The 14603-nt window shown below is 39.9% G+C and carries 10 protein-coding genes; 2 read left to right on the top strand and 8 right to left on the bottom strand.

What is annotated here, in order from left to right; translation table 11 throughout:
* Positions 1-33 precede the first annotated feature (33 nt).
* From ACOZ9X_RS01985 to ACOZ9X_RS01975, 3 genes are all read right to left on the bottom strand, one after another.
* Complete coding sequence (locus ACOZ9X_RS01985) at positions 34-1209, bottom strand: glycosyl hydrolase family 18 protein (RefSeq protein ID WP_423416806.1); 1176 nt, start codon at positions 1207-1209, stop codon at positions 34-36.
* Between the two features lie 393 nt (positions 1210-1602).
* On the bottom strand, positions 1603-2838 hold the full coding sequence (locus ACOZ9X_RS01980; protein WP_423416805.1) for an aminopeptidase: 1236 nt from the start codon (positions 2836-2838) through the stop codon (positions 1603-1605).
* A gap of 230 nt (positions 2839-3068) precedes the next feature.
* The gene (locus ACOZ9X_RS01975; protein WP_423416804.1) at positions 3069-4019 is read right to left on the bottom strand and encodes an STAS domain-containing protein; all 951 of its coding nucleotides are present in this window, start codon (positions 4017-4019) and stop codon (positions 3069-3071) included.
* A 368-nt stretch (positions 4020-4387) separates the two neighbouring features.
* On the opposite strand from ACOZ9X_RS01975, the gene ACOZ9X_RS01970 reads away from it, so the two are divergent.
* Together ACOZ9X_RS01970 and ACOZ9X_RS01965 are read left to right on the top strand one after the other, a co-directional pair.
* Positions 4388-6775, top strand: a complete 2388-nt coding sequence (locus ACOZ9X_RS01970; RefSeq protein WP_423416803.1) for an immune inhibitor A domain-containing protein — start codon at positions 4388-4390, stop codon at positions 6773-6775.
* An 81-nt stretch (positions 6776-6856) separates the two neighbouring features.
* A complete protein-coding gene (locus ACOZ9X_RS01965) occupies positions 6857-7222 on the top strand; it encodes a hypothetical protein (protein WP_423416802.1) in 366 nt (121 codons plus the stop codon).
* Positions 7223-7667: 445 nt separating this feature from the next.
* Here the strand turns inward: ACOZ9X_RS01965 and ACOZ9X_RS01960 are convergent, their stop codons facing one another.
* The 5 genes from ACOZ9X_RS01960 to ACOZ9X_RS01940 all read right to left on the bottom strand — a co-directional run bounded on the left by ACOZ9X_RS01960 (position 7668) and on the right by ACOZ9X_RS01940 (position 14489).
* Entirely contained in the window at positions 7668-10790 is a 3123-nt protein-coding gene (locus ACOZ9X_RS01960; RefSeq protein ID WP_423416801.1) for an MMPL family transporter, read from the bottom strand.
* A 15-nt stretch (positions 10791-10805) separates the two neighbouring features.
* On the bottom strand, positions 10806-11258 hold the full coding sequence (locus tag ACOZ9X_RS01955) for a MarR family winged helix-turn-helix transcriptional regulator (protein ID WP_423416800.1): 453 nt from the start codon (positions 11256-11258) through the stop codon (positions 10806-10808).
* Positions 11259-11432: 174 nt separating this feature from the next.
* Positions 11433-11954 (bottom strand): DinB family protein, encoded by a 522-nt coding sequence (locus ACOZ9X_RS01950; protein ID WP_423416799.1) that lies wholly within the window; start codon positions 11952-11954, stop codon positions 11433-11435.
* A 414-nt stretch (positions 11955-12368) separates the two neighbouring features.
* A complete protein-coding gene (locus ACOZ9X_RS01945) occupies positions 12369-13382 on the bottom strand; it encodes an LLM class flavin-dependent oxidoreductase (RefSeq protein ID WP_423416798.1) in 1014 nt (337 codons plus the stop codon).
* 108 nt (positions 13383-13490) lie between these two features.
* The gene (locus ACOZ9X_RS01940) at positions 13491-14489 is read right to left on the bottom strand and encodes an LLM class flavin-dependent oxidoreductase (RefSeq protein WP_423416797.1); all 999 of its coding nucleotides are present in this window, start codon (positions 14487-14489) and stop codon (positions 13491-13493) included.
* Between the last annotated feature and the right edge of the window lie 114 nt (positions 14490-14603).

The following is a 14603-nucleotide window of genomic DNA, read 5'->3' as shown; positions in this document are numbered from 1 at the left end:
ATTAAGCACCTAAAATGCTCAATCCTTTTTTTCTTATTTATGCACAATCTTAAATTGGTCTCTTAGTAGCGTCCAGTTCTCAGGGAACGGTTCTCCAAGCACCCAATAAGCAAGACCTCTTAACTTATATTTCTTCACGAGTTGATTCTTTGCTTCAGCACTTTGTTCGTTCTCAAACCAGACAACATGCTCTTTTCCGTTGTCATCTTTGTAATTAAAAAACGGTGCTTGAGATTCGTTATCGTATTTTACAGTCGCATCTTCTTTTAATGCCAGATCATGTGCTTCTGCTGGCGCGACGCGTTTAGCAAATTTATTTCCTTTTTTATAAGGAAGTGTCCAATCGTATCCGTATAACGGAGCACCCATCACGATTTTTTCTGGAGGAATGACAGATGTTGCATACTTCACTACTTTCTCAACTTGAGGTACTGGTGCAACAGCCATTGGAGGTCCACCAGACCAACCCCACTCATAGGTCATGAGAACAACAAAGTCTGCTAGCTCTCCATGACGTTTATAGTCATGTGCTCCATGCCATGGTCCTTTTTGTTCATCACTTGTTTTTGGTGCCAATGCAGTAGAAACTTTAAAGCCTTCTTTTTGAACTTGTGGGATGATCGTTTCTAAAAAGCCGTTATAAAGCTCTCGATCTTTTTCTTTAATATGTTCAAAGTCAATATTCAGTGCTTTATATCCTTTTTGCTTCATCATGCTAATAACGCTTCCGATCAGCGTTTTTGAAGCAGTTTTATCTGTAAAGATATTATGTGCGATCTCTGGCGAGAAATTTCCATCAATAAAGTTTGTTAAAACCATCATCGGCATGGCTTTAGATTTCTTCACTTCTTGAAGTGCCGCATAATCTTTAATCGGCTTGAGTGATCCATCTTTATTTACTTGATAACTAAAAAACGCTACGTATGTTAAATCGTTTACTGATTCTTGTACATCTCTTATGGACTGTTTCGCTTCAATCGGCTCTAAAAACCCTAGCGTTTCAATCTTAGTTTTACCATGATTCGTTTCAGCTTTAGAGATGTCCACCTGTTTTTTTTGTGGCGAATTAATCTGTTCTAACCTTGGGCTATTTCGCGTTTCGTTACTCATGTTCTTTGGCGCAGCTTCGCTTTCTTTCATGTTGTTAGAGTTGCCGCATCCGCTAAGTACAATCATAAACGCCGCTAAAAGCGCGACTATCTTTTTCATAAACAAACCTCCTTCATTTTCGTTATTTTTCCAAGAAGAGGTTTGTCCTATTCGCTTTTTTAGAAATAGATAGCTCGTACATTCAACTCCTGTTAGTTTCTTAGCTTTCATAAGGTACAAAACAAGGAACTAACTCGTGTATAAAAAAGAGCTAATTTCTGCAAGACTAATGCTTTTGAATGTTTTCTTTTTACTTCCTATGCAAGTTGATTGGAGCGCAAGGTTGCCGACTCCTATGGGACGAGCGGTCAGGTGGAGACTCCTAAAGGCCCAAAGCGGCAGGAGGCTCACCGGTCGCCCCATGGAAAGCGTGCAACCTGGAGTGGAAATCAACTTCCTTCATAATACATTTCAAAAGAAAAAAGACCCCAACAGCGTGGAGTCTTTAAACCTTTATATCGCCCAGTTTCCGTTCTTAAATAACGGAATACGTTTACCATCCTCATATTCAGCCTCAATTTCAAGATCTGCAGAACCGATCATAAAATCTGTATGGCCGCGGCTGAAGTTGATTTCTTTTTCTTCCATCTGATCTGGTGAAAGATTTCCTGCATCCTTCACTGACATCGTAATGGATGTTCCGATTGCCAGATGGCATGAAGCATTTTCATCATACAACGTGTTATTATAAGTGATGCCTGAGTTTGAGATCGGTGAATCGTGAGGAACTAATGCCACTTCACCTAAGTATCCCATTCCATCATCGATGCTAAGCAGTTGTTTCAACGTATCGTATCCTTCCTCAGCCGTGAAATCGATCACTTTTCCGTCTTTAAACGTTAAGCTGAAATTATCGATGATATTCCCCATCGCTGAAAGTGGCTTAGAGCTTGAAACTTTACCGTTTACACCATATTTTCTAGGTGTTGTGAACACTTCTTCTGTTGGCAAATTTGGTATATAATACGTTCCGAACGTTGAATGGTGACCTCCACCGATCCACGTGTGATCCGGATGAAGGTCGATGCTTAAATCAGTACCCTCAGATTTGTAATGAAGCGTTTTGAACTTCTGATCGTTTAAGTAGCTTACTTTCTCAGTCAACGTTTTCACATGTTCGTCCCACGCTGCTACCGGATCATTCTGATCAACTCGAACGGTTTTGAAGATCGCTTCCCATAATGCATCTACCGCTTCTTCATCATTTTTGTCTGGGAATACGCTCTTAGCCCAACCAACCGTGGGTGCACCCGCGATCGCCCAGTGCATATCTCCTCTTAATTGTCCTGCAGAGAAAGCTTGAAGCTTCTCACCACGATTTTTTTGAACGAACATCATGCGCTCAGAAGGAACACCTTTATAAGCGTTCGGATCATTTCCTGTAATCATCAAAAAGCAATCATGATTTTCCACAAGGCTATTATATTTGTCAATCTCCCAAGACGGCAGATCATTTTGAAGAACCTCTTCTGCCGCAAGCGTTAGGTGAATGCGGCTTGTTTGTGTATCAGTCCAATCCACCATCACGCGTTTACAACCGTTCTCATAGGCATGCTTCGTTACCTTGCGTGTAAATTCTGCCGTTTCAATTGGCGAACTGATAAGCAACCTTTGCCCTTCTTTTAAACCTAATCCTACCTTTATCACTAATTCAGCATATTGATCCAACTTTTCTTCAAACGACTTCATACTTTCCCCTCCGATTGGTAAATACATAAAAACGACTGATAAGTTTATATTATTTTAATTATATAAAAAAAAGAATATTATGACTACTGTTTTCTTTATTCCCTTTCTTTGAAAGCTGAGTAACTCCTAAGTTACATTTTAAGACGAGGGTGATCAACGTCTTCTCTATAGACAGCAAGCCTTTACACGGTAATTAATTTCTCGATAACAAATGACTAAAAAAGAAAAGATCACATAACAACCTGTGATCTTGAATGATTATTATCGTTTTTGTTTAGGCTGAATCCGATTTGAGTCAGTGCGCTCTCTAAATTGTTAGTGATCATGATTCCTTTGAAATCCACATCAACATGTAAAGTGGTTATGGCAAGATCGGGTCTGAACCCTGTAAGAATTGGAGTGACTCCTATTAATCTTAACAACTTCACGATGTTTAACAGATATTCACTAACAGAGTTATTGATTCTGCTCACTCCTGATAGATCGATTATCATGTGTTCGAGTTCTAGATTCATGCTGCTTTCAAGTGTGCTCTGAATGATAAGTTCTGCTCGATATTCATTAATATGGCCAATGATCGGAAGTATCGCAACACCTTTTGTTAAAGGAACAATCGGCACTGAAATTTCCTTAATCTCTTTATTCGCCTTATCAAGCTCTAAAACATAAGTCAACAAGGAAGACATCGTCTGGAAAAGCTCAATATGCTGATCGTTAAACTCAAATGTTTTCGTATCAAGACCACAGATGGTCCCGTAATTTTCACCATCTTCATAATAGATTGGAATCGCAATAAAGCTTCCCCCACCTAAATCAGCTGTCACACTCAGATGCTTCGTCCGTTCATTTTGCGTAATATCTTCTATAAGGAGAATATCATTGCCTTTATCTACGCTCACTTTACAGAACGTTTCTTGAAAAGGCATTGTTGCACCTTCTTGAATCAATACTGTATTCTTATTTACAGCTTTTTTGATTTCATTTATTTGTTTGTCGTTCTTGGCAATAAACAACGTATTGATGTTGATAAGTTTGCTCATAAAATGAAGAATGTTCGCAGTTGCTTCTTCAAAGTTTTTAACCGATTTATTTTTAAGTGCTGAATTTAGATGCATAGACAAAGTAAATGACCAACCTTTCATTTGTAAAAATCTTTCTGTCTCAATGCCTTGATGGTCCACCCCTTTATTTACCCTAAGTAAAATGAAATAAACATTTCAGTCATACATTTATAGCGTGTTTACTAAAAGATAAATTAAAAATTAGACAAAAATGATCAAAGACAGTTCTTGTATGAGGGATATTTTTCTTCTGTGGCTAAAGAACTATAAGAAAACTCCCAAGTTAAAACATTCTTCACCATTTTTTCAAATTTAAAGTGTTTGAAAATAGTTCTTTAAATAGTAAATACTCCCTATTCTAAATCCGAAACACGGGAGTTATCTCCTATTCTAGTAGTTGAATTATCGTGGTAACATTTTGAATAAGCGGAATTATCCGACAATATATGTCGGTTTTCGGAAACTACTATGATTTAGGGGGAATCTTGGTGAAAAAAGGGAAATGGGTTTCTGCTGCACTCGCTACGATGTTAAGTTGTTCTGCTTTTTCAAGTGTTAGTGCTGCACCTGCAAATGTATCATCTGATGCAGCAACACAACAACAGGACGATCATAAAGGTCATAAACATGGTGGCGGTCCTTTTGATTTAGGAATCGCTAATGATGAGAAGTTGATCGAAATGTTGAAGAAAAAAGGCGAAATCAGTAAAAACGCATCTGAAGCAGATGCACAGAAAAAATTACAGCAATACTTGCACAAAAAACAAGAGAACGCTTCAAAATTCTCTTCTGAAGGTACTTTAGAAGATGAGCATAGTGAAAAGCGTAAAGAAATTAGAAGTAAGCACAAAAAAGAAGGACTTAAAAAAGACGGTAAAAAAGAAGATAAGATTAAGAACGTGAAAGAAGAAAAGTGGAAAGGACAAAAGCGCGTAGATAACGTTCTTGTTCTTATGATAGAGTTCCCAGACTACCCTGCTACGAACATTAAAGCAGACGAAACAGATATGTTTTATGAAGAATATCCTAAGAACCACTATGAAGACTTAGTCTTTGGAAACAAAGGATACAAAGGGCCGAATGGAGAAAAATTGATCTCCATGAAGCAATACTATGAACAGCAATCTGGTGGAAGTTATTCTGTAACAGGTAGTGTTGGAGGATGGTATAAAGCTAAACATCCAGCTGCTTATTATGGAGGTAACGTTCCTGCTCCAGACGGTAACGACAAAGACGCTCGTTCTCTCGTAAAAGAAGCGTTAGAAGCGGCGGCAAAAGATCCTAACATCAATCTAGGAGACTATGACCAAGAAGATCGCTACGATTTAGATGGAGATGGCAACACGCGTGAAGCTGATGGTTTAGTAGACCACCTTATGATCGTTCACTCAAGCGTTGGTGAAGAAGCTGGCGGGGGGGCACTTGGTGGAGACGCGATCTGGAGCCACCGTTGGAATTTAGGACAGCCTTTCCCAATCGCAGGCTCAGAATCTGAAGTTGATTATTGGAATGGCATGATGGGAGCTTACGATTATACGGTTCAACCTGCTGATGGAGCAGCTGGCGTATTCGCACATGAATATGGTCATGACCTTGAGCTTCCAGATGAGTACGATACACAATACTCTGGACAAGGTGAGCCTGTTGCATACTGGTCGATCATGTCTAGCGGAAGCTGGGCTGGAAAAGTTCCAGGTACTGAGCCGACTGGATTCAGTGCTTGGTCTAAAGAATTCTTACAATCGTATATCGGTGGTAACTGGTTAAGTGGAGAGACATTTGTATATGAAGAGATCGATCGTAAAGGAATCGACGTTCTTCTAGATCAGGCAAACACGAAAGGCACGAACAACGATGCCGTTCGCGTTGATCTTCCACAAAAAGAAACTATTGTTAACAAGCCTTATAGCGGTGATTATCAATACTTCAGTGGCAGCGGAGATGACTTAGACAACTCATTAGTTACATCTCTTGATCTTACAAAAGCTTCAACAGCTACACTAAACTTTAAAACATGGTATGACATTGAAACAGATTGGGATTATGCTTCTATTCAAGTAAAAGAAGAAGGAGCTAAAGATTGGGTTACTGTTAAAGGAAACCTGACTACGGATACGAATCCGCATGAACAAAACCCTGGCCATGGTATTACAGGAAGCACGAACGGTGAATGGGTGGACGGAGCGTTCAACCTATCTGCTTATGCTGGTAAGAAGATCGACCTGAAGTTCAACTATTGGACAGATGTAGCTGCAACAATGCCTGGATTCTTTGTAGATGATATCTCTGTAAATGTCGATGGCTCACAAGTTATATTTGATGATGCTGAAGGAACATCTTCATTTAAAGAAGAAGGATTTACAAAGAACCAAGGAAAGTTCTATTCTGATCATTACTACTTATTAGAATGGAGAAATCACCAAGGTGTGGATAAAGGGCTTGCTCATATCGCACGTGGTAAAAGCTTAATGTCTTATGATGGCGGACTTCTTGTATGGTACGTGGATAACAGCTATTCCGATAACTGGACAGGCATTCACCCTGGAGATGGTTTCCTTGGCGTAGTCGATGCGAACCAAGAAACGCTAAAATGGAGTGATGGAAAAGTGGCTTCAACTCGCTACTTGATCCATGATGCTGCATTCAACACGGATAAAGGTAAACCGATGTTCTTAGATTACAAAGAAATCAATGGAACATCGCTTACGGATAACGCGATCCATCCAAACTCCGTGTTCAATGATAAAGATGACTACTCTAATCCTGGACTTCTAGACGCTGGACGTAACGTTCCACAATACGGTCTAAAGTTCTCTGTTGAAGGCAAGAGTAAAGATAATTCTGTAGCGAAGATCAAGATCTCTCGCAAGAAATAAACATTTGTTATAAAACCCAACTGTATACTTGCAGTTGGGTTTTATTTTCCTAGGGTAAACTGTTAATAAGGAGGGTATGAGATGAAAAAGTTTATACGCGTATTTTTAACGGTTTTTACATTGATTTTCCTTGTGAGCTGCAGCACACAAGAACACGATAATCATTCTGGGAAAAAGACAGAATCCGATACAAAAGATTCCTCTAGTTCGAATAAAGCGGAGCAGAACGAGGTGACAACCATGATTGCGAATGATGAAAAAATTATACAGATGCTTAAAGAGAAAGGCGAAATACCTGAGGATGCCACAACAGAAGAAATCAACAATGCCCTTCAAAAATACTTACAACAAAAGAACCCTAACAATCTAGAGAGTGAAAAAGCTAAAAAGAAATACATCGAGGAATTGAAGCAAAAGATTCAAAAAGAAAGTAAGACTCCTGAATAATTAATAGATTCAGCAATAGCATATAAGAGCTGTTTACGTATTCATTGTTGCTTTTGAAAGTAGTTGATTTCCGTTGCAGATGATCGCTTTCCGCGGGGCAGGCGCTGAGCCACATTCGTACGTTTCCGTATAAGTGTCTCACCTGACTATTTGCAGTGGCTGAACGATCCCCACTTTTAGGACTGCCAGCCTTTAAAAGTTCCTTGCTCCTGCGTCTACAAGTTAATACTCCGTAGTGAGCTTACTCGTCGCATGCCTTGCAAGAAGTTTCTCATGTGGCAGGCACGCACCTTCCACTACAATCAAAAGTCAAAGAAGGAAATGAAATAGACTTAAAAGAAACAAGCTTTTAGAATGCATTCAATCAGCTAAATTCTAATAAAAAGATTTAAAAAAAGATGGTATAAAGTGTCTCTGAGCACTTTAATACCATCTTTTTTTATTTTTAACTTCGTTTATAAGGCCACCAGTTTGCTTCTCCAAAGTTCTTAACCAGAACCGGGATGAGTAATGGTAGAACGACAAATGCGTATAGAAGCAATCCTACTAAGATGATGGAGGCAATCTGCAATAGTGAAAGCATTCCTGAAGGCATCATCGCAGCAAACGTTCCACCTAATATGATAACGGCTGAAATGATAACAGTCCCCATCTTTTTCATAGCAAGAAGCATCGCATCGGCAACCGTAAGATCTTTATACTCGTTAAATCGATCCATTAAGAAGATGCTGTAATCAACGCCGAGCGCGACTAGGATTACGAATCCAAAGAACGGTACAGCCCAACTGATCCCTGTATATCCCAATAGATCTACATAGATGAACTCATTGATCCCCATTGACGTGTAGTACGTTAAAATGAGTGAACCGATCAAGTAGACTGGCATGATTAAAGAACGGAACAAGAATACGAGAATGATTGAGATCCCTACTAACATGAGCAGAACAGTTCTTGAAAAATCATTGCTAGACACAGTTTGTAAGTCAGCATTGGAGCTCGTAATTCCTCCCACAGCCACTTTTGCGTTCTCTAGTTCTGTTCCTTTCGTCACTCGATTGATCGCATCTTTTATCTCATCTACTTCATCAATAGACTCGTTAGAATAAGGGTTGATTCCAAACACAACATCCATCGTCATCGTTTTGCGATCTTCTGATAGATACGCATCAAGTGCCTGTTCAAAATCCTTACTTTGAAGCACCTCTTCTGGCATATAAAAAGCACTCTTATCCTTTGTTTCGGCTAGGTTGTTCAAATAATCTTGAGCAGAACCTAGGCCATTGGAAACTTGATTCAATCCATCAGCACTCTGATCTAAGCCAGTCGTTAACTGACTAAACTGACCACCAAGATCTTCAAATCCTTTTAACAGTTCCTGTTGGCCATTATTGATACCGTTTAAGCCGTTTGTTAGCTTAGGCACATTATCAACGATCTTACCTTGGCCGTCAGCAAGTTGCCCAAGTCCTGACTGAAGTTGATTCGTACCATCAATCACTTGCTGAAGTCCACCGATTATACCTTGTTGGTAGCTGTTTATTTCTTTGAATTTACCATTGGCTTGTTGAACACCTGATGAAACTTGATTCAACCCACCGTTTAATTGGTCTAGTTGACCTTTAATAACAGGCAGTTGGTTTTGAGTAGCTTTCACTGTGTTCTTGATCTTTTGATACTCGGCATCGTCATCTGCAATCCCATAACGATTTTCCAACGCTTGAAAGTCTTGATCTGTAATTGATGCGAGTGCAGTATTCAAGCTTCCTAACCCTTGCCCTAGTTTTACGTAGTTTGATTGAATCGTTGATAGATTTGCTCCCGCTTGTTCATAACCCTGCTGAATCTTTTGATAACCTGACAGCAGCTCTTGTTGTTTAGATTTTATCTGTTGTAATCCCTTTTGTGTGTCAGCTACTCCCATCGTTCCTTTGCGGATGCCATCTTCTATCTTAACTAGGTTCTGTTGTATCTCAGTTAAACCAGATTGAGTAGCACTCGTGCCGTCGATAAGCTGCTGAATGCCGTCAGTCGCACCAGTCAGCTGCGGCTCAGATTTTGATAACTCTCCGCTCGCTTCCATAAGCCCACTGCTGATTTTATTAATTCCTTCTTTTCCATCACCAAGACCATCCCCTAAGCTTTCTGCCTGCTTGTAGACGAAGAAATCTTCCACAGGTTCGCCAGTAGGTCTAGAAACAGATCTTACCGAATCAACATGGTTAACCTTTTCTAGTTCCTGACTAATCTTTTCGGCAAGTTCCATGTATGAAGTCGAGTCCATCTTTTCATCATTTTTTATAACGATGTTTGTTGGCATCGACTCTCCCGCTCCAAAACTTTTCTCAATCACATTAAACGCCTGGATCGAAGAAACATCCCCTGAGATTTCCTCTAAAGAGTTAAAGGATAGTTTCCCATCATACGTTACAAGAAACGGTACGCAAATGACCGCAACGAATATGAGCGACAACAACGGACGTTTTAACGAAAAGTTCCCAGCAACCGCCCAAAGCTTGCTCTCACCATGCTCTGCTTTTTTCTTAGATGGCCAAAAGATCTTCTGACCTAAGACCATCATGAAAAATGGAACGATCGTGAATAGAGCAACTAATAGTATACCTACACCAACCGCAACAGCTGCTGCTGATTGATACAGAATAAACTGAGAAAAACCGATTGCAGCAAATCCGATCATTACGGCCAAACCGCTAAAGAAAACGGTTCGTCCAGCCTGACGATACGTCGCGATGATCGCTTCTGTTTTACTCTCTGTGAGCGTTAGTTCTTCTTTATATCGACTTAGCAAAAGAATACAATAATCTGTCCCGATTCCAAACAGTACAGCAACTAAAAAGATTTGTGTATAGTTAGAGATCGGAAAATCGAACGAATCGACTAACATCGCCACGATAGATTGTGAAGCGAGATACGTCACACCAACCGTTAATAATGGAATGAGTGGCGCAACTACAGATCTGAATACTAAGAGCAATACGCCTAGAATGAATACTACCGTAATGCCTTCTGTCTTTTTAAGTCCCTCTTCAGAACTTTTCACAAGATCTTCGTTGATCATCCAGTTACTTGTGTAATAGTGCTCTACTTTATTGTCTTCAATCGTTTTATATAGAGCTTCATTCACTTCACTTGGTTCTCGATCATTCCAAGCTACTTTTATAGACGTTAAGATGGAGTTTCCATCTTTTGAGACTAACTGCTTCTCAAGACTTTTTTCATTAAAGTGAGTCAGAATCTCCGTAATTCCTAGTTTTTCTTTATTTTTTTCAAGTTGACGGATCGCTCGCTCAACTTCTTTTTTATCTGCAGCACTAAGTCCTTTTTCATCTGTAAAAACCAATGCTACCGAAGACTCATCTCCACCGCCTTCTTGTTCCTGAACTTCACTCATAATGTCTGAAGCTAATGATGATGAGTAGCCGTCTGGTACATCGACTTGTCCTTTTTCTCGTACAAGTTCAGCCATGTTAGGTGCCGAGAACATAAGAACGGCCACAACTGCTATCCACGCTATAAGCACCAGCCATTTTTGTTTTAAAATAAACCGCACGATTTCTCCCCCTGCTTATTGTTTTTCTTGAAGTGTTGTTAAAATGTTATTGATTTTTTCGTACGTGTCAATAAATTGTTTAATCTCCCGCTCTTCAAACTGAGTGATGATGGATTCTACCAAGTTATAAATTCTTTCTTCGGTTTTTTTGTAAAGTTCGAGTCCCGCTTCCGTTAATGTGAGATAAACGACGCGGCGATCATTTTGATCTCTCGTTCTCTCGATCAAGTCTTGATCCCACAATTTTGAGATTACAGCTGTAATCGCGCTTTTTTTCACATCAAAAACTTTCGCTAGCTCTGTTGACGTACAGTTCTCTGTCTTGTAGATATATTTCAATGTATAAAATTGATCATTTGAAAGTTCACTCTGTAGCTTTTCTTTTACAAGGGACTCCCCTTTTTTATGAACAGCAAATGTGAGATCGATATAACGATCAACAAGTTCTTTAATGGATAGTTGTGACATGATATTCCTCCTATTTGTTCATTTTTTTAACTGTTCAATCATTGAACTATTTATTTCCAGATTTAGATTACATGGTGGACAAGCCGCTTGTCAATCACCCTGTTATAACTTTTGCAGAGATCTGTTTAAACGTAACAAAAAAGACATATCTCTTTAGATATGTCTTCATCATTCTTATGAGGTTTGCTTTTTTTCTTGTAGTGAATAAAGATAAAAAATATAATCGATCGATGCACCTTTATAGCCTAGCTGATTGACGATTGCCGATAGATGACCTCGGTGATACGTGCCATGGTTCACGATGTGCTGAATAAGATCACCATAGGTTGAATGAAGTGTTCCGAAGTGTGGATGATGAACGGTTATATCAGCAGATAAATCTTTATTTCCTCTGATGAAGTTCTCGTAGTCTTCAGACATAGTTTGAAACTTCATATGCATGTTTTGTAGATCAGACGCATTTAATTCTTCGTGTAGCTGTTTTATAGAGTTAAAAATATCTTCGAAAGTTTCCCCTTTTAGAACCTGTAACCATACAAAATCGACTTGATACATGTGTACAAGTACATCAGCAATCGTAGGAAAAACACTTTCTACCTCTTTTCTGTACATTTCGGTTGGGAGTTCTTTTAGCGTGTCAAAGACTCTTTCATTAGCCCAAGAGCTGAATTGGTGAAGCTGTAGCGATTTTTCCATCGTTCTTACCTCCAAGTTTGTTATTCAAAGTACTAATTTCGATATTGAGATGGAAAATTCCTTTAAAAATGCAAACAAATGTTCTTTTTTTTTAGAAAGCTGTTTGGAAAGTAGTTGATTTCCAATTCAGGCTGCTCGCTTTCCGTGGAAATTAGGCGGTGTAACACATTATGTACGTTTTAAAATTTGAAGCGACATATACCTAGCTAGGTATTAGAAGGTCCCAATCAATTAGAATTCTCTCTTAATTCAAAAGTTTTGCGGTTTTATCCATGAGTTTTGTGATTTTATCCACGAGTTTTGCTTCTCAATCCAAAAGTTATTCGCGAGTCTACAAACTTCGACAAATTCAGTAGCTCCAATACCCCAACAAAAAAGCGCACTCCACTCAAGAGTACGCTGATCACCACAATTCTATTTTACAATATCAGATAACAACTGGAATGATCGCAATCTTGCAGCATGGTCGTAGATCTGACCATTTACGATGATCTCATCTGCCTGTGTTTCGTCCAAGAACGCTTGCAGCTTGGCTTTGACTGTTTCAGGACTGCCGATAAAGGATGTGCGTAACTGCTGATCGAGTGCTGCTTTTTCATACGGACTCCAGATGCCGTCCATGCTCTCAACAGGTGGTTTCAACTTTGTTGGGTTTCCACGCACTAAGTTGACGAACTGCTGCTGAAGAGATGTAGCGATTCGTGCTGCTTCCTCATCTGTATCTGCGATTACCACGTTCGCTCCAACCATTGCATACGGTTCTTCAAGTACTTCTGATGGTGTGAATGTATTACGGTATAGCTCTAGAGCAGGAATCGTATTGTCTGGCGAAAAATGACTCGCAAATGCAAACGGCAGTCCTTCTCTGCCTGCCAATCGTGCACTAAATCCGCTTGAACCTAAAAGCCAGATCGGAATATCTTGTCCTTCTCCAGGAACCGCTCTAACTTTCATCGGCGAGTCTGCTCGTTCTGGATCAAGATACGTTCGCAACTCATCTAGCTGATACGGAAAATCATCACCCATGTTGCCGAGATCACGACGAAGTGCTTGTGCTGTTACCTGATCCGTTCCTGGTGCGCGGCCGAGTCCAAGGTCGATTCTACCTGGATACAGAGCATCAAGCGTACCAAATTGTTCAGCAATCACGAGCGGTGCATGGTTAGGAAGCATGATTCCTCCTGAGCCGACGCGAATTTTAGAAGTACCTCCTGCCACATGTCCAATTACGACCGAAGTGGCAGAGCTCGCGATCCCAGGCATGTTATGATGTTCAGCTAACCAGTAACGGTTGTATCCCCATTTTTCAGCATGCTGAGCGAGATCTAACGTATTTTGAAACGATTCTGTTACCGTTCCGCCTTCAACGACCGGTGCAAGGTCAAGGACTGACCATTTTACATCACTCAAACTTTTTTTATTGGACATCGTAACGTCCTCCTTATTTAAAGCAACAAAAAATTAGCTACTATATTTTAATAATTCGCTACTAGTATAACAAGTTTGCTTTCTTAAATAAAAAATACTGCTTATCCCTTATGTTGAGAGTATCTGTTTGGCTACTAACTCATATGACTTCAATCGGTCCTCATAAGAGTTGGTGATCGTCACAATCATTATTTCATCTGCTTTATACGTTTCTTGAAGTCTATATAGTTCTTTCTTTACCTCTTGTGGGTTGCCGATAATCATTTTTCTTTTCGCTTCCGATATGAATTGTTTCCGTTCTTCTATTGAAAAAGAACGATGTGCTTCATCTATGGTTGGAACGCCATTTCCTTCGCCAGAAGCGTTCTGTTTTCTCCAAAGAATGCCTGGTAATGCAAGTTCCTCAGCCTGATCTGTTGTCTCTGCACAGATCACAGATACAGCAACAATCGTTTTCGCTTTTTTTAATGAGACACTTGGTATAAATGTTTTTTGATAAGAGGCTACAATCTCAGGTCCTAATTTTTCACTCATAAAATGACCGAACGCATAAGCTGTTCCATATTCAGAAGCTAGATCCGCACTCTTTTGGCTTGTTCCAAGAATCCATGGAACGGGTGTTATATCTGGGACAGGAGACGGCTGTATTTTAGAAAACATATCGTCATTAGGAAAGTCGTTACGCAGAAAATGCAGCAGTTGTTTAGTTAATTCCGGAACTCTTCGAACATTCTCCAGATAATTGTCCGAAAGAGCGATCGACGCTTCTGCCGATCCTCCAGGGGCACGACCGATCCCTAGATCAATTCTATCTGGAAAAAGTGTAGCGAGCATGTTATAGGTTTCCGCAACTCTATAAGGTTTATAATGCGGTAAAAGCACAGCACCTGCGCCGAGCCGAATCTTTTCTGTGTTTGCCCCAATATAGCTCAGCATCACTTCTGGTGCTGAACAAGATAAGCCGCTGAAGTTATGATGTTCCGCAATCCAATAACGGGTATATCCGAGCTTTTCTCCCTCTCTTGCCAGTTGCATAGAAGCTTGAAGAGCATCTTGTGCACGTTTACCGGATGAGATTGGGGATTGATCGAGTATGCTTAATTTCATCGCCTACCTCCTCCTTTACATGTTAGTATTTTACTCCAAAGTATCTTTCTTTACTTTCTTGGGGATTTCCAAATAAAAAAGAACCCCATTTTGAGGTTCTTGTCTCCTAATAAT

Source organism: Fictibacillus nanhaiensis (assembly GCF_049537595.1).
Lineage (GTDB): Bacteria > Bacillota > Bacilli > Bacillales > Fictibacillaceae > Fictibacillus > Fictibacillus nanhaiensis_F.
The sequence above is the reverse complement of the archived record's forward strand: the minus strand, read 5'-3'. Positions and strand labels throughout refer to the sequence as shown.